General features: G+C 75.9%; 11 protein-coding genes. 6 read left to right on the top strand and 5 right to left on the bottom strand.

Translation table 11 applies throughout. The features are described from left to right. Positions 1–177 precede the first annotated feature (177 nt). A complete protein-coding gene (locus RMN57_RS32885) occupies positions 178–2,034 on the bottom strand; it encodes a BTAD domain-containing putative transcriptional regulator (RefSeq protein ID WP_313766936.1) in 1,857 nt (618 codons plus the stop codon). A 313-nt stretch (positions 2,035–2,347) separates the two neighbouring features. Here RMN57_RS32885 and RMN57_RS32880 point away from each other — a divergent pair, with 313 nt between their 5' ends. Beyond that, positions 2,348–5,125: a BTAD domain-containing putative transcriptional regulator gene (locus RMN57_RS32880; protein ID WP_313766935.1), complete on the top strand. Its 2,778-nt coding sequence runs from the start codon at positions 2,348–2,350 to the stop codon at positions 5,123–5,125. A 35-nt stretch (positions 5,126–5,160) separates the two neighbouring features. On the opposite strand, the gene RMN57_RS32875 is transcribed toward RMN57_RS32880, so the two are convergent. Both RMN57_RS32875 and acs read right to left on the bottom strand, forming a co-directional pair. Continuing rightward, positions 5,161–8,088, bottom strand: a complete 2,928-nt coding sequence (locus tag RMN57_RS32875; RefSeq protein ID WP_313766934.1) for an AAA family ATPase — start codon at positions 8,086–8,088, stop codon at positions 5,161–5,163. A 192-nt stretch (positions 8,089–8,280) separates the two neighbouring features. Beyond that, on the bottom strand, positions 8,281–10,236 hold the full coding sequence (gene acs, locus RMN57_RS32870) for an acetate--CoA ligase (RefSeq protein ID WP_313764490.1): 1,956 nt from the start codon (positions 10,234–10,236) through the stop codon (positions 8,281–8,283). Positions 10,237–10,615: 379 nt separating this feature from the next. On the opposite strand from acs, the gene RMN57_RS32865 reads away from it, so the two are divergent. Together RMN57_RS32865 and RMN57_RS32860 are read left to right on the top strand one after the other, a co-directional pair. Continuing rightward, complete coding sequence (locus tag RMN57_RS32865) at positions 10,616–11,407, top strand: hypothetical protein (RefSeq protein ID WP_313766933.1); 792 nt, start codon at positions 10,616–10,618, stop codon at positions 11,405–11,407. A 45-nt stretch (positions 11,408–11,452) separates the two neighbouring features. Continuing rightward, complete coding sequence (locus RMN57_RS32860; protein ID WP_313766932.1) at positions 11,453–12,493, top strand: AMP-binding protein; 1,041 nt, start codon at positions 11,453–11,455, stop codon at positions 12,491–12,493. Positions 12,494–12,554: 61 nt separating this feature from the next. Here RMN57_RS32860 and RMN57_RS32855 read toward each other — a convergent pair whose 3' ends face one another. After that, complete coding sequence (locus tag RMN57_RS32855; protein WP_313766931.1) at positions 12,555–13,184, bottom strand: hypothetical protein; 630 nt, start codon at positions 13,182–13,184, stop codon at positions 12,555–12,557. Between the two features lie 93 nt (positions 13,185–13,277). Further along, positions 13,278–14,270: a phospholipase gene (locus RMN57_RS32850; protein ID WP_313766930.1), complete on the bottom strand. Its 993-nt coding sequence runs from the start codon at positions 14,268–14,270 to the stop codon at positions 13,278–13,280. 302 nt (positions 14,271–14,572) lie between these two features. Here RMN57_RS32850 and RMN57_RS32845 point away from each other — a divergent pair, with 302 nt between their 5' ends. From RMN57_RS32845 to RMN57_RS32835, 3 genes are all read left to right on the top strand, one after another. Further along, positions 14,573–14,965, top strand: coding sequence for a hypothetical protein (locus tag RMN57_RS32845; RefSeq protein ID WP_313766929.1), 393 nt, complete (start codon positions 14,573–14,575; stop codon positions 14,963–14,965). A 476-nt stretch (positions 14,966–15,441) separates the two neighbouring features. Continuing rightward, positions 15,442–16,293: a phytanoyl-CoA dioxygenase family protein gene (locus RMN57_RS32840; RefSeq protein ID WP_380236584.1), complete on the top strand. Its 852-nt coding sequence runs from the start codon at positions 15,442–15,444 to the stop codon at positions 16,291–16,293. After that, on the top strand, positions 16,290–16,913 hold the full coding sequence (locus RMN57_RS32835; RefSeq protein WP_313766927.1) for a DUF6309 family protein: 624 nt from the start codon (positions 16,290–16,292) through the stop codon (positions 16,911–16,913). The genes RMN57_RS32840 and RMN57_RS32835 overlap by 4 nt, the downstream gene beginning before the upstream one ends. Positions 16,914–16,927: the final 14 nt, after the last annotated feature.

The following is a 16,927-nucleotide window of genomic DNA, read 5'->3' as shown; positions in this document are numbered from 1 at the left end:
CGGCGGCGGCTCGCGGCCGGGAGTTCCGAGCCGCAACCGCACCTTGCCGAGCCGTCACGGATCCGGTCCCAGGCCGTTGTAGCAGTCGGACGCATCCGAACCGTCGCGGCGGCGAGCCGTGTCCCGGAAGGGGTCGCCCAGTCCGCTCGGCCGGAGCAGTAGCGGCACGGTCCAACTTCAGACCCGCTGCGACGGGTCCGGCTCCCGCGGCTGCAGGGCGAACAGCCGGACCAGGTCGTGGAAGGCGTAGCGGCCGCGGACCGGGGCGTCGACCATCCCCGCGGCGGTGAGCCGTTCGAGGAGCACGCCGGCCGCGGGCTCCGGCACCCCCAGTGCGGCGGCGGCCTCCGGTGCGGAGCAGACCGGGAGGGCGGCGAGCCGTGGGAGGGCGGCGGCGAGGTCGGCCGGCAGCAGCCGGTGGCTGCGGCGGAGCTCGGTCTCGACGGCGAGTCCGCCGACCCGCAGTTCGCCGAGCCGGCGGTGCTCGTCCCGCAGCCGGTCGGCGAAGGCGGCGACGCTCCAGGCGGGCCGGGCCGCGAGCTTGGTGGCCGCGACCCGCAGGGCGAGCGGGAGTCGCCCGCAGGCCGCCGCGATGGCGTCGGCCGCCGCCGGCTCGGCGGCGATGCGGGAACGACCGGCCACGGCGGACAGGAACTCCACCGACTCCCCCGGTGTCAGGCGGCCGAGGCGCACGGCGAGCGACGGGGCGAGCCCGGTCAGGCCCGAGCGGGCGGTGACGAGCACCGCGGCGGCCGACCCGCCGGGCAGGAGGTGGCGCAGCTGCTCCTCGTCCCGGGCGCCGTCGAGCACGACCAGGACGCGCCGGCCGGCCAGCAGGGTCCGGTAGCGCTGCGCACGCTCCGCCGTCCCGTCCGGCATCCCCTCGGCGGGTTCGCCGAGGGCGCGGAGGAAGCCGGCCAGGACGGAGCCCGGCTCGGCGGGTTCGTCCCGGGTGCCGTTCAGGTCGGCGTAGAGCTGGCCGTCGACGAAGGCGCCCCGGACGGTCCGGGCGACGCGGACCGCCAGGGTGGTCTTGCCGACGCCCACCGCACCCGAGACCGTCACGACCGCCGCGTCCGCCAGGACCACCGCGCCCGCCGCGCCCGGCCGCCCGGCGTCGCCCGCCAGCGCGTTCGCGATCAGCTCGACTTCGGCCGCACGTCCGGTGAAGTCACCTACGTCGGGGGGAAGTTGGGCCGGGACGGCCGGTGCGGCAACGGGCGCGGAGGGGACCGCGGAAGCGCTCGCGGACGGCCTGGCGGGCGCGCGCGGCGCGAGCCCGGGATCGGCGCGGAGGATCCGCCGCTGCAGCCCCCGCAGCTCCGGACCGGGCTCGACGCCGACCTCCGCCGCCAGCACCCGGCGGGCGTCGGCGAACACCTCCAGCGCCTCCGCCTGCCGGCCGGCACGGTAGAGGGCGGTCATCAGCAGCCCCCGCAGGCCTTCGCGCAGCGGATGTTCGGCGGCCAGCGCGGTCAGCTCCTCGACCAGTCGCGCGTGCTCGCCGAGGCCGAGTTCGAGCTCCAGGCAGTCGTCGAGAACGGTCAGTCGCCGCTCGGCGAGCCGCTCTCGCTGCCGGTCGGCGTCGGGGCCCGGCACGCCGGAGAGCGCGGTTCCCGTCCACAGCGCGAGTGCCTCGCGGTACCGCAGGACGGCCTCCGCCGGCTCGTCGCGCTCCCGGTGGCGCCGGGCCGCGTCCGCCAGCCGGTCGAACTCGGCGGCGTCCAGCCCGCCGTCCGCGAGGTCCAGGGCGTACCCGCCGCCCCGGGACACCAGGACGGCCGCCGCATCACCCCCTGCGGCGCCGACGGCGGCCCGCAGCTTCGAGATGTGGTTGCGCACCACCGCGCCGACGGAGGCCGGTGCGCTCTCCCCCCAGACCAGGCCGGCCAGTGCGTCGGCCGTCACGACGTGCCCGGCGCGCAGTGCCAGCGCCGCCAGCACCGCCTGTCGCTGCCCGGACCCGGCCGGGACGTCCCGGCCGCCGCACCGGACCCGCACCGGCCCCAGCACGCAGATCCGCAGCCCGGCCATGTCCCCCGCCCTCCCCTTCGCCCGCACCACCTCCGGTCGGCCCGCGTCCGGCGCCGTCCGCCCCGATCCGCGCCGCCGTGGCGTGTCACCGCCGCCGCCCGGATCCACCCGATTCCGGCGGCTCGGGTGGGATTGTCCCATGCCTGTGGGACACGCCGCCCCGCCGCCGGGGCACGGATACCGCACTGAAGAGCGATAGGTTGGCCCGTCTCACCCCCCGGCCGCCGAGCCGTGGCGGGCGGATCCACGACGGCGGCGGCGCCGCGGATGCGCGGAGGACCTTCAGGACCAGGAACGAGCGGACGGAAGACACGTGACCGGCATTCGGATATCCCTGCTCGGGCCCGTGCGGGCGTGGCGCGACGACGCCGAGCTCCCGCTCGGCCCGGCCCAGCGGCGTGCGGTGCTGGCCATGCTGGCGGGAGCCGACGGCCGGGCGGTCACCACCGAGGAGCTGATCGACGGCCTCTGGGGCGAGGAGCCGCCGAACCACGCCGTCGCCGCGATCCGCAACCACGTCTCCGGGCTGCGCGCCGCCCTGGAGGAGGACCGCACCGCGCCGCAGGTGCTGGTCTCGGTGGGCGGCGGCTACGCCCTGCGGCTGGCGCCCGACGGGACGGACCTCGCGGTCTTCCAACAGCTGACGCAGGATGCCGCCCGGCTCCGGGCCGAGGGCGACCCCGCCGGGGCGGCCGCGCGGCTGCACCGGGCACTGGAGCTGACGACGGGTGCGCCGCTGGCGGACGCCCCCGGGGGCCACGCCGAGCGGCAGCGGGAACGGCTCGCCCAGCTCCGCCTCGCCGTCCTGCACGAGCGCCTCGAACTCGGCCTGGAGCTCGGCCGCCACGCCGAGCAGGTGGACGAACTCGCCGCCCTGGTGGAGGAGTTCCCGCTGCACGAAGGGCTGGCGGCGCTGCTGATGACGGCGCTGTACCGCAGCGGACGGCAGGCCGAGGCGCGGGCGGCGTTCGCCGCCACCTGCCGCGCCCTGGACACCGCGCTGGGCGTCGAGCCGACCCTGGCGCTGCGCGAACTGCACGAGCGGATCCGACGGGGCGACCCCGGGCTCGCCGCGCCGGCGGCCGCCGGGCAGCGGACGGAACGCCCGCGCCCCGAGCAACTACCGGCGGACGCTTCCGAGTTCACCGGCCGCCAGGAGCTGGTCCGGTCCCTGGCGGAGCTGATCGAGCAGCCACCCGCCTTCGCCCCCACCATCGTCGCCGTCGCCGGCATGGGCGGCGTCGGCAAGACCGCGCTGGCCGTCCACCTCGCCCGCCGGGTCCGCCACCGCTTCCCCGACGGGCAGCTCTACGTCAACCTGCGCGGCGGCCGCCCCGACCCGATGGAGCCCGGCGCGGTCCTGGTCCGCTTCCTGCGGTCGCTGGGCGTGCCCGAGAGCGCCGTCCCCGACCAGCTCGCGGAGCGGTCGGCGCTGTTCCGCTCGCTGCTCGCCGAGCGCCGCGTCCTGGTCGTGCTGGACGACGCCCGCGACCTCGACCAGCTGCGCCCGCTGCTGCCCGGCTCCGAGCACGGCGCCGTCCTCGTCACCAGCCGGTCGAGCCTGCTCGGCCTCGCCCCCACCCGGCACGTGGACCTGGACGTCCTGGAGCCGGGCGAGTCGCTCGAACTGTTCTCCCGGATCGCCGGCCGCCGGCGGGTCGCCGAGGAGCCGGACGCCGCCCGCGAGCTGCTCGCGGCCTGCTGCCACCTCCCGCTGGCCATCCGGATCGTGGCCGCCCGCAGCGCCCTGCGCCCGGACTGGTCGCTCGCCGCCATCGGCGCCCGACTGGCCGACCGGCGGCAGCGGCTGGCGGAGCTCAGCCTGCACGACCTCGCCGTCGAGGCCTGCTTCCAGCTCAGCTACGACCAGCTGACGCCACGCGCCGCACACGCCTTCCGGCTGCTGGCCGTCCCGCAGACCGCCGACCTGTCCCTGCCGGCCGCCGCCGCGGCCCTGGAGCTGGCCGAGCACGCCGCCCTGGACGTCCTGGAGGACCTCGTCCACGCCGGTCTGCTGGAGTCCCCGGCCCCCGACCGCTACCGGTACCACGACCTGCTGCGCCTGTTCGCCCAGGCGCGGGCCGAGCAGCTCGACTCCCCGCAGGAGCGGGCCGGCCTGATCCTCCGGATGGTCGACCAGGCGGTCGCCACCGCGGCCAACGCGTACCGCACCGTGCGCCCCGCCCACGCCATCGCCGACGCGATCGGGCCGGTGGCGGTGGCCGGGCTGACGCTGCCCGACCGCGCGGGCGCGCGCCGCTGGCTGGACGAGGAGGGCGGGAACCTCCTGGCACTGGCCGAGCAGGCGCTCGGCATCGCCGGGGCCCACCGCGTCGTCGCCGACCTGCTGCTCGCCCTAGACCCGCACCTGGAGGCCGGCTTCCGGTGGCGCGCGCTCATCGACGTCTGCCGGCGCACGATGCAGCAGGCCGCCGACCGGGGCGACGCCCGCGCCGAGGGACGGGCCGGCTACATGCTCGGCGGGGGGCTCATGCAGCTGGGCCGGTGGGACGAGGCCGGGCCGATCGCCGCGCGGGCGGCCGATCGGGCCCGGGCCTGCCGGGACCTGCCCGTGCTGGGCGAGGTGGTCAACGTCTGCGCCATGATCGCCCACCTGGACCGGCGCACCGAGGACGCCCTCGTCCTGCACGAGGAGACGGTCCGCCTGGCCGACGACTGCGACAGCAGCTGGACCAAGGCCAACGCCCTGGCCACCAGCGTCGTCTGGCACCTGGCCCGCGGCGAGGCGCAGGCGGCCGACCGTGCGGCCGAGCAGAGCCTCACCCTCTTCCGCGCGCTCGACGATCCGTTCGGCGAGGTCTACGCGCTGCACTCGGCCGGGCGTGCGGCGCGCGTCCTCGGCGACACCGAGCGCGCCGTCGCGCTGCACGAGCAGGGGCTGGCGCTGGCCGACGCCCACGGCTTCCTGGTGTTCGAGCCGATGGCCCTGGTCCACCTCGCCAACTGCCACCTGGAGGCGGGCCGGCCGGCCGAGGCGGCGGAGCGGGCCGAGCAGGCCGTGACGGCCAGTCGGCGGCTGCACCGGCAGGACACCGAGACCGCGGCGCTCGACCTGCTGGGGCGTGTCTGACGGTTAGCGCCCGGCGGGAGCCGTCGGACACGCCTCTACGGCGCCTCCGAGGGCGTGAGCGCCTCGGCCAGGCCGGGGCGGCCGTCGATGCGGAGCTTGCCGTAGACGTGGGTCAGGTGGACCTCCACCGTGCGCAGGCCGACGAAGAGGTGCTGGGCGATCTCCCGGTTGGTCATGCCCCGGGCCGCCAGCCCCGCCACCCGGTGCTCGGTCGGGGTGAGGGCCGCCGGCCCGTGGAAGGACCGGGTGCGGGGACGGTCGCCGGCCGCGCGCAGTTCGTCGAGGGCGCGATCGGCCACCAGCACGGCCCCGCAGCGGTGGGCCGCGGTGACGGCCTGCTGAAGGCACGCGCGGGCCTCCGCCACCCGTCCGGCGCGGCGCAGCCGGGCCCCGAGGTCGCCCAGGGCCTGGGCGTGCCGGGACCGGCCCGGTGTGCCGGCCAGCGTCCGGACGGCTTCGCGCAGCAGCTCCAGCCCCTCCGGCCCGCCGGTGGCGAGGGCGAGCGCGCGCCGGGCGGCGCCGACGGCCTCGGGCACGCCCCACCGCCCGGCGAGCTCCAGCTCCTCCGCGGCCAGGGTGCGGGCCTGCTCGGGCTCGCCGAGTGCCGCCAGGGCCAGGGCGGCCTCGGAGCGCCAGGGGTAGATCCACGGGCAGCGCATGCCCCGGGCCCCGGTCCGCCGGCCGCACTCACGGAAGTCGGTGAGCGCCTCGGCCGGCCGTCCCCGGGCCGCCCGCAGCCGGCCGCGGACCAGGTGGACGTGGTCGTTGATCCAGTGCCCGTTCAGGTCTCCGGTGAGGCCCGCCCGCTCCAGGACCGCCTCTGCCTCGTCGAGCCGGCCCTGCAGGACGAGCGCCTCGGTGAGCGTGGCCGCCGCCAGGACGCTGTGGCTGTGGCGCGGGTCGACGCCGATCTCCGCGAGCGCCGCCAGGGCTGCCTCCGCCTCGGCCTGACAGTCCGGCACCCGGCCGAGCTGGCCGTAGACGGACGCCCGGATGATGCGGCTGTGCGCGAGGGTGAAGGCGGAGCCGCGGGTGCGGGCCTGTTCCACGGCAGCATCGGCGTAGTCGAGGGCCAGCTCGGTCTCCCCGGTGGCGCCGAGGAGGAGCACGGCGCCGGAGTAGACGAAGGACTCGTCGTCCGCCGGGTTCATCCCGTGTGTGAGCGCCTGCCGCACCAGGGCCACGGCCCCGGCCGGCGACTCGCCGCGCACGATCGCGCGCAGGCCCAGCAGCGCCGCCAGCGGCCGCTCGGCCGAGGTGCCGGCGGCGTCCTCGATCCGCAGGTCCAGCAGCCGGGGCAGCACGGCGGGTGCCGACTCGACCTCGTGCAGGCCCGCGTAGACGTGGTCGACCTCCAGCCGCAGGGCGAGGGCGGCGTCGGTCCCGCGCAGCGAGGCGGCGGTGCGTTCGAGCACGGCCAGTCCGTCCGGGTAGCGGTCCACGGCGAACAGTGCACCGGCCAGGCGGCGCGCCGCGGCGGCCCGTTCGACGGGGTCGCGGGACAGGTCCAGCCCCAGCCAGAGGTTGCGGACCGCCTCCGGCACGTCGAAGGCGAGGCCCGCCTCCCCCAGCCGGATCACCAGGGTGGCGCGGAGCTCGTCCTCCAGCGGCTCGCGCAGCGCGCGGCGCAGCAGCTCGGCCGCGCGGTCGGCGGCGCCCGTGCGCAGCGCCTCCGCGGCCGCGCGCTCCAACACCTCGGGCACCCAGGGCAGGCCCAGCGACGCGTGGACGGCGTGGACGGCGGTCTGCTCCGCGGGCGCGCCCTGGGCGAGCAGCAGCTCGGCGGCGCGGACGTGCACCTCCTGCCGGATGCTGGGCAGGACGTCGTCGGCGAGCGCGATCCCGATCATCGGGCAGGCGAGGGCGGCGGCGTGCCCGGTCCGGCGCATCAGGCCGGTCCGCTCCAGTGCGTGCACGGCGTCCAGGACGGCCGGCTCCGGCAGGCCGGTGGCGGCGGCGACCACGTCGAGCGCCGGGGTGCCCCCGAGCACGGCGACGGCCTGGGCGACGTCCCGGGTGTGCGGCCCCGCCGTCGTGACGAGCGGGTGCAGGGCCCGGCCGGCGTCGGCGGGGACGAACCGGGTGAGCCGGGCCGCGGTCTCCGGGTCGGGTCCGTACCCGGCCGCCTTGATCGTGCGCAGCAGGGTGTGCAGCAGGAACGGGTTGCCGCCCGTCGTGGTCCGGACGGCCTCGCGGAAGCGGTCGTCGCCGGGCCGGCCGAGGAGCGCCGCGGTGGTGGCGGCGACGGACTCGTCGTCGAGGGCGGTCAGCGCGACCCTGTGCCGGAAGAGCGGGACCAGCCGGCCGAGGACGTCCGGGTCGGCCGTCGCGGGTGCGGGGCCGACGGTGGCGACGACGACCACCGGCAGCTCGTCGGCCCGGCGGAGCAGGCGCTGGAGCCAGAGCAGGGAGGCCCGGTCCGTCCACTGCAGGTCGTCGATGCCGATGACGAGGCGGCCGCGGGCGGCGAGGTGCGCGGTCAGCCGGTACAGCCCGGTCGGCGTGGCGGCGGTCGGGTCGTCGGCGGGCGTGGACGGGGCCGCGGGGCCGTCGGGCCGGAGGAGTTCGGCGGCGAGCCCCGCCGGTCCGGCGAGCGGGGCGCCGGTGACGCCGGCGGCGCCCAGGGCCGGCTCGAAGAGCTGGCGGGCGACGCCGAGTTCCACCCCCTGCTCGGAGAGGTCCGCCCAGGCCGACAGAACGGTGTCGCCGTCGCTCCGGGCCCACCCGAGCGCCTCGCGGAGCAGCGCGGTCCGGCCGGTGCCGAACTCGCCCTGGATCAGGACGAACGTCCCGTTCGCCGCGTCCTGCCGCAACAGCTCGTCCAGCTCGTCGAGTTCACGCTCCCGGCCGATCAGCAGGGGGTCGTCGGACCGGCGGCGCGGTCTGGTGGCGACCGGGCCGGCGGCACGGGGACGGGAGTGGGTCGTGGCGGGGGCGGACGTCACGGCGGAGAGATCAGGCATCGGTGCTCAAGGGTGCTGGTCGGTGGTCCGGACCGGCCGGTGGCCGGCTGACCGCTCGGGCCCGGCGGGTCGTCGACGACCCGCCGGATCCGACCGGACCTGCATCCTGACGCGCTCGTGTAACTGCCTGATAAGTCGTCCGTGCCCCGAGCAATGATCACCACCCGGGGCACCGCCGTCGGGCGGCCGGGCTCAGCCCTGGCTGCCGGTGGGCGGGAGCTGGGACTGGATCAGGCTCATCACGGTGCTGTCGGCGAGGGTGGTGGTGTCGCCGATCTCGCGGCCCTCGGCGATGTCGCGGAGCAGGCGGCGCATGATCTTGCCGGAGCGGGTCTTGGGGAGCTCGCCGACGACCTTGATCTGCTTGGGCTTGGCGATCGGGCCCAGGGTCCTGCCGACGTGGGCGCGGAGCTCCTCGACGAGTTCGGGGGTCTCGGTGGCGGTGCCGCGCAGGATGACGAACGCGACGATGGCCTGGCCGGTGGTGGCGTCGGTGGCGCCGACCACGGCGGACTCGGCCACCGCCGGGTGGCCGACCAGGGCGGACTCGACCTCGGTGGTGGAGATGTTGTGGCCGGAGACGAGCATGACGTCGTCGACCCGGCCGAGCAGCCAGATGTCGCCGTCCTCGTCCTTCTTCGCACCGTCACCGGCGAAGTAGCGGCCCTGGAAGCGGGACCAGTAGGTGTCGATGTAGCGCTGGTCGTCGCCCCAGATGGTGCGGAGCATGGAGGGCCAGGGCTCGGTGAGGACGAGGTAGCCGCCGGAGCCGTTGGGGACCTCGCGGGCCTCGTCGTCGACGACGGTGGCGGCGATGCCGGGCAGCGCGCGCTGGGCGGAGCCGGGCTTGGTCTCGGTGACGCCCGGCAGCGGGCTGATCATGATCGCGCCGGTCTCGGTCTGCCACCAGGTGTCGACGATCGGGGCCCGGCCGGCGCCGATGTGCTCGCGGTACCAGACCCACGCCTCGGGGTTGATCGGCTCGCCGACACTGCCCAGCACCCGCAGCGAGGACAGGTCGAACTTCGCGGGGATGTCGTCGCCCCACTTCATGAACGTGCGGATCGCGGTCGGCGCGGTGTAGAGGATCGTCACCCCGTACTTCTGGACGATCTCCCAGAACCGGCCCTGGTGCGGGGTGTCCGGGGTGCCCTCGTAGATGACCTGGGTGGCGCCGTTGGCCAGCGGCCCGTAGACGATGTAGGAGTGGCCGGTCACCCAGCCGATGTCGGCGGTGCACCAGTACACGTCGGTGGCGGGCTTGAGGTCGAAGACCGCGTGGTGGGTGTAGGCGGCCTGGGTCAGGTAGCCGCCGGAGGTGTGCAGGATGCCCTTGGGCTTGCCGGTGGTGCCGGAGGTGTAGAGGATGAACAGCGGGTGCTCGGCCTCGTGCGGCTGCGGGGTGTGCTCGGCGCTCTGACGCTCGGTGATCTCGTGCCACCACACGTCGCGGCCCTCGGTGAACGGGGTGTCCTGGCCGGTGCGGCGCACCACCAGGACGTGCTCGACGCCGTCGACCTTGGTCAGGGCCTCGTCGATGGCGGGCTTGAGGGCGGAGGGCTTGCCGCGGCGGTAGCCGCCGTCGGCGGTGATGACCAGCCTGGCGCGGGCGTCCTGGATCCGGGAGGCCACCGCGTCGGCGGAGAAGCCGCCGAAGACCACGGAGTGGGTGGCGCCGATCCGGGCGCAGGCGAGCATCGCCACCACGGCCTCGGGGATCATCGGGAGGTAGATCGCGACCCGGTCGCCCTTGGTGACGCCGAGTTCGAGCAGGGCGTTGGCGGCGCGGGAGACCTCGTCCTTGAGCTGGGCGTAGGTGATCGAGCGGCCGTCGCCGGGCTCGCCCTCGAAGTGGATGGCGACCCGGTCGCCCAGGCCGGCCTCGACGTGGCGGTCGACGCAGTTGTAGGCGACGTTCAGGCGGCCGTCGGCGAACCACTTCGCGAACGGCGGGTTCGACCAGTCCAGCGTCTCGGTGGGCTCGACGGCCCAGCTGAGGCGGCGGGCCTGCTCGGCCCAGAAGCCCAGACGGTCCTCGGAGGCCTGCGCGTACGCGGCCGCGGTGACGTTGGCGCCGGCGGCGAGCTCTGCCGGCGGGGCGAAACGCCGCTCCTCCTTGAGCAGGTTGGCCAGGCTCTCGTTGCTCAACGCGCACTCCTCATGCTGTTCTTGCTGTTCCCTGCCGGATCTCGCCGGGCGGTGGGTGGCCCTTCCCGGTGACTCCCCTCGATCCTCAGGGGTGCCGATGAGTGCTCCGGCCCGGATCGGGAAGAACTCTCGGTACCCGGCCACAAACCTTTCGGTACCGGGCCGGCCACCGGCCGGACCGCACCCCGGCACCGCACCACCGGCCGAAACCCCGTCAACCGGCCGAATCCTTCGGTTCCGACCGTCATCCCCCACCGTCCGGCCGGTCCTAGCGTGACCACCGGCGGGGTCCGGGGGTTGGGCTCCGTCGAGCGGCCGCACCCGTCACGCACAGGTCGGCCCCTCGCCCATCGGGGGACGGTAGGAAGGGGAACAACGGATGGCGCTGCACAGGGCGACGACGGAACGATCCGAGCGGGGAGGCGCCGTCGGCCCGCCGACGCACCGACCACTCGCCGCTTTCGCGGCCGCCGCCGTGCTGCTGACCGGCGGGTGCGCCGGCGGCCACGGCGCACCCGTCGGCCACGGCGCCGCGAAGCGGGCGGCCGCGGTACCGGACGTCTCCCCCGGCGGGTCGGAGGAGGCGGAGGACGGCGTGCTCCCCGGCGGCCTCGGCGATCCGGCCACCGCGCCGACGGGCGGCGCGGGGTTCGAACCCGACGGTCCGCACGCCCCCGCGTACGGGGGCCTGGGCACGCTGACCGCCTGCGACTCCGGCCGGCGCCTGGCCGTCCTGAACGCCCCGCTGACCGACGTGCCCGACGGTGCGCAGGTCGGCGCCACCGCTCCCACCGGCGCCAACGGCGAGGAGTGGCTGGCGTGGACCGAGCCGGACGGCGGCCTGGTCCTGCAGTCCCTGCTCTCCAGCGGGGCGCCCGTGCCCAGGCTGGTCACCGCGGAGCCGACCGGCACCGTCGCCGTCCGGGACGAGGCCGCCGCGGGCACCGCCGAGGCCTCGGCCCAGCGCTGGCAGCTCACCGACCGCCGGCCGCAGCCGGGCGCCGCCTCGGCGGACGGCTCCGCCACCCCCGACTGTCTGCGGATCAGGACCCAGGACGGTACGGGCTGCCTGCTCGACCAGGGTGCCGAGGCGCCCCTGGCGGTCGGCGACTGCTCCTCGCGGGCCGCCTGGTGGAGCCCGCAGGGACTGTCCGCCCCGACCGGCGTCTGACCGACCCGCCCGAGATCGCCCGCCCCCACCCGATCGGAGCCCGCCATGCCGTCGACCGAGCCGCCGACCAGCACCAGCCCGAGCACCGACGCCGCCCACCCGGCACCGCCACCCGCCCCGAACGGCCCGGACGGCCCCCACGCCGCTGGCGGCGCGGTGGCGCTGTACGCCGTCGACGCCGACGGCACCGGACGGGCCGTCACCCGGCACGAACTGGACGAACGGGTCGACCGGACCACGGCCGCGATGCGCCGGCTCGGCGTGGGCCCGGGCGACCGGGTGGCCCTGCAACTGCCGCTGGTGCCCGAAGCCGTGGTCGCCCTGCTGGCCTGCACCCGGATCGGCGCCGTCGCCACCACACTCACCCCGGCGCCCCGGCGCCACGATCCGGCCGACGAGCTCGCCCGACGGCGCCTGCGGCGCGTCCGCCTGCTGGTGACGACCGGCGACGGCGAGCCGGCCGGGACCGGGGCCGCCGCACCCGCGACGCCGCCGGTCCTGACGGTGCACCCGGTCGGCGGGGCCGTCCGCGACGAGGACGGCGGGAGTCCGCGGTGGCACCCCGCCCGCCATGCTCCAGCGACCGGACGCGGCCCGTCCGTCCCCGCCCCCGAGGAGCTCGCGGCCGCCCGCCGGCTCGGCCTCCGCGGCCCCGCCGACGTCTTCTGGTGCGCCGCCGACCTCGACTGGCTGGTCCGCCACCCGCTGGCCGTCGGCGCACCGCTGGCCCTCGGGGCCCCGCAGGTCCTCTGCGCGGACCCGGCCCGCGCCGCCCACCCCGAGCAGCTGCGGGAGACCTTCGACACCTACCGCGTGACGGTGTTCCACGCCCACCCCGACGCCCTGCACGAGGTCCTGTGGCGCTCCCGGGCGACCGACCCGCACACCCCGGACGCGTCCGACCTGCGCCTCGTCGCCCCGCTCCCGGGCCTCGGCGCCTCCCCCGCGCCCGACCACTGGTACTGGCAGCAGGACGGGCTGCCCACGCCCGCCTGGCGGCTGCGCCAGGGCCCCAACCCCTGGTCACCCCCGCCCGCCACCACCGGCCTCCGCCCCGGACGCCCCGGCACGGCCGCCCGGCCGTGAGCCCGGTGCGCCCGGGGCGCCCGCGCCGAACCCGCCGAACCCGCCGGGCGCGGTGGGCCCGTCAGGCGCCGTGGGCCAGCCGGCGGCCCTGGTCCAGGAAGGCCATGAGGCCGCCGGCGTCGCCGAGTTCGCGCACCGTCCGGGCGGCGCCGAACGGCGCGTTCCAGAACCCGTCCTGCCGCGGCGGGGTGTGCGGGCCGATGTAGGCGTACGGCTCCGGCTGGAAGGCGTCGCCCGGGGAGATGCCGTAGTTCACGTCGTCGACGGTCACCCCGATGTCGAAGTGCTCGGGCCAGATGACCGGGTCCGCGGCCGCGAAGAGCCCGCGGAGCGCGGCGTCGCCGAGCGCGAAGCAGTCCGCGATCCGGCGGGCGGCGGAGGGGTCCACCGCCACCGCGTCACCGGGTGCGATGCCCGGCCCGTCGTGGTACAGCCCGGCGGGAGCGCCGACCTCGAACCCGAGGGCCGCGCCGAGTTCGGTGCAGGTGGTCCGTTCGAGGGACAGCACCCGCCCGGGCGCGACCAGCTCCGCGCCGACCACCCGCAGCTCCGGCTCGACGACGGTGGCGAAGCCGCCCGGGCAGGCGCGCAGCCGGATCGTGCCGCCGGCCCGGTACTGCGGCCCGGCCAGGACCAGCTCCGCCACCGCGTGCAGGGCCCGGCGGGTGCGTACGACGGTCTCGGTGTCCATGAGGGCATGGTGCCAGAGGCCCGCGGCTCCGGCCCGGGGAAGTCCGCCTCCCGCCGGGCCCGCAGGCGCGGCGCCCGCGGGCCCGGGGTGCCGCTACCTGAACAGCCGGTCACCGCCGGTGGCCATGCGGTGGGTGCCGCTGTGGCGGTTCACCCAGTCGCGGACGAGGTTGACGGCGTTGGCGCACTGCCAGCTGTTGTCGTACTCGCGCACGCCGGTGAAGGCGCCGTAGCCCGCGATGATGCCGTCCACGCGCGCGTCGCCCAGCAGCTTGTCGACGTACCACGGGTCGTTGTAGGTGGTCGTCCAGGACAGCGTGGCCGCGAGCTGGCCGGCGGCGCGGTCGCCAGCGCCCTTCTTCAGCTCCGCACAGGTGTTGTAGGTGGCCTCGGTGCAGTTGCCGAACCCCTTGGTGATGTCGCTGTCGCCGTAGTCCATCGCCCGGTGGCCGGCCGGGAATCCGGAACCGGACCGGTTGAAGGCGTTGCGGACCTGGTCGCGGCTCCCGGTGGTCGTGATGCCCTCCAGGGGGCCGAGCCTGCCCTCCAGGCTCTTCCAGCCCCGGCCGCCGACGTCCGGGGTGTTGCCGCCGTGGTACTCGTAGAAGCCGTAGAGCACCTGGATCCCGGCGGCCGTCAGCCGTTGCGCCTTGTCGCGCAGGCCGGCGACGCTGCACCCGCGGTTCTGCTGCTCGCCGCAGTAGTTCGGGTCCTTGATGTCCAGCCAGACCAGCGCGAGCCGGCGCCCCGCGTTGGCGTTGGACACGATGCGGTCGATCATGCTGTCGAAGCTGGGGCCCAGCCGGTTGTCACCGGCCGAGGAGCAGTCGTGGTAGGCCCGCCACTCGTTCGGGTTCCACCAGGCGCAGACGTCGATCTCGATGCTGTTCGCGCCGTGGTTGAGGGCGGCGTCCACGCCGTCCAGGGTGTCGACCCGGTGCGCGATGGCGTAGATCGGGTGGCGCTGATCGGCTGCGGCCGCCGGGGTCGCACCGACCGCGCCGGTGCCGATGATCCCGCACAGCGCCGCCATCAGCGCCGGTAGCGTCCGCGTGCGGCCGGTGGCGCGCCTGAGCTGAGAGGTCACGAGGGACACTCCTTCTTGTCGGTGTCCTGACAGGGAGTCTCGATCTCACCAACTGTAGGTTGACGTCCGATAAACGGACTCGAACCCTGCACGAGGACCGCTCGGGCCCGGCACGGGCCGACGCCCCGGTCGCCGTGCGAAACGGGCCGGCGTCCCGGGTCCGGCGATTGACCCGACCGGCTGCGACCGACCCGGCCGACACGCCACGGGCGGCGGACCATCGCCCGCCGCCCCGGGGGCTGCGCTTACTGTCACCTTCGCCCGAACGGGAATATTTAAGGACAGAAGTGGAGAAACCCCCCATGCATCGTCACATCACCCGGATGCTCACCCTGCTCGCCGCCGCCGGCCTCGCCGCCGTGCCGACCGTCGCGAGCGCCGAGGTCGTCTCCGGCGGCAACCACGGGACCATCATCGTCGGCGACGGCAACCAGGTCGCCGGCTACGACATCATCAACGCCGGCCACGACGCCACCGTCGGCTCCGGCAACGGGTCGAGCGGCGTGGCCGGCACCGCCGTGGACGCCGCCCAGGCCACGGGGGGCAACTACGGGACGATCATCGTCGGCGACGGGAACCAGGTCGCCGGGGACGACATCATCAACGCCGCGAACGACGCCACCGTCGGCTCCTACAACGGCGCTGCCGGCATGACGGCGATCCTGACCGCCGCGCTCAAGCCGATCACGGGCTGAGGCACACCCCCACGGTCGCACCACGGCCGGTGCGCAGGACCTCACCTGCGCACCGGCCGTACGGCGTTCCCGGCCGGCGGCGCCAGGCGTCCGGCGCGGAGGGCGAGTTGGGAGTCCGGCCACCGGCCGCGGCCCGAGCGGTTCCGGGGGCGGCGGCCGGTCCCGTGACAGCGGTGGACGGGGCGTCGGCCCGACGGCGTGCTGAACGTTGTCCGTAGACGATCCATGGTGCCCGTGCTACGGTCGTTCTATCCATCACACGGCCGGCCGCTCATGGCCCGGTGTCACTCCAGGGTCCGTCGACCCGGACACGGTCCCAGGCCGGCACGCCGCCCCCTTCGGGCAATCCTCTTGACGCGCCTTCCGGTCCAGCGCTTCCCGGGACGGGAGTCAGCCCGGCCTGCGATCGCCGTGGAACCGGACGGTTGCTCAAGGATTCCAACCGGCGCGCGACGCTCCGTCGCCGCCCGGAAGAGATGCGGTTCCTGATGCAACCCCTCCTTGAGGACCGCGGGACCGTTGCCACGCAACGTCAACAGTTCACGCGGTCCGGCTACCTCGTCATCCCCGGCCTCGTGCCGCCTCCCCTGGTGGAGCGGCTCACGCGCGAGGTCGACCACTGGGTGGACGACGGACTCCGGGCCCAGGCCATCGACTGCTGCACCGATCCGGCCCGCCACGGGCCACCCTCGGTCATGGAGCTGGAGCTCCCCGCGCACGGCGAACTCCTCACCCACCAAGCGCTGCTGAGCCGGCTCGCGGAGCTGCTGGGGCCGTCGTTCGTCTTCCACCACCTGCACAGCGACCGGCACGGCGCCCGCCAGCCCGCCAAACCGTGGCACCACGACCGCGAACCCAACACCCGGGCGGACCCGTCGCTGACGATGGTCCACGCGCTGCACTACCTCGGCGGTCTCGACGAGACCATGGACAGCCTCGTCGTACTGCCCGGCTCCCAGCGCCGGATGGTCGACAAGTCCGCACTCGCCCATCTGGGCACGGCCCGGCTGCCGGGCGAGGTCGTCATCGACCGGCTGCCCGCAGGCTCCACCGTACTGATCGACTCCGCGCTGTTCCACGCCCGCAGACCGACCTCGAACGGGCAGGGCAGGCCACGCTACTTCGTCGACGCCTCGTACTGCCAGACCGGGGCGCAGTGGTGGCCGGTGAAGCCCTACTGGCGTCACATGCTGGCCAGGGCCCGGGAGATGGGGCTGGGCGGCCGCCGGTGGCCGGAGCTGTTCGCCGAACGGCACTTCGCCGAGTACACCGGTCCCGGGCTGCCCGGCCGCGAGCCCGGGGAGGGCGTGGGGAGGCCGGCGGCATGAGGATCCTCGCACCCGTCACCTTCGCGCAGGTGCGGCTGGCCTACCTGCAGGACCACCCGGCCCAGCGGGCGCACCGGGGGAACACCAACCCCGAGGGGGAGGAGAACCTGCGGCGGGCCGATCGGCTGCTCGGCCGCTGGCAGGCGGTCCTGCTCTCCCGGGCCGACGTGCTCGGTGTGGTGCTGCCCTGGCACACCGGCGAGGGCGGCGGCTACGAACTGGTCCCGCCCACCGGTCTGACGGTCGGACAGACGGCGGCCCGGCTCCGGGCACGGCCGGCGGCCGTCTACGGCGCCAATCCGGTGTGCGCGGCCAAGCTCTCGTTCCTGGCGAGGTCTCCGCTCACGCCGGTCTACCTGAGCACCCGGCCCGTGCCGCACTCCGACTACGCCGCCGTCCGCGCGTGCGGCGCCCTGGTCCACGTGGACGGCCTGCACCGCATGCTGGCCTGGGAGCTGGCCGGGTGCCTGCCACGGGAGGAGGCGCTGGTGGCCTTCCTCGCCGGCGACCCCGGCGCGCTCCCCGCCCCCTCCGGTGCCGCCCGGCCCTCCGGTCGCCGCACACCTGCTGCGGCCTCCGCCGAACGGCTTGCGGAACCGTCACCCGTCACCTCCGGATGAGGAGTGTTGAGGAC

It is taken from the genome of Kitasatospora sp. CM 4170, assembly GCF_032110285.1.
Lineage (GTDB): Bacteria > Actinomycetota > Actinomycetes > Streptomycetales > Streptomycetaceae > Kitasatospora > Kitasatospora aburaviensis.
The sequence above is the reverse complement of the archived record's forward strand: the minus strand, read 5'-3'. Positions and strand labels throughout refer to the sequence as shown.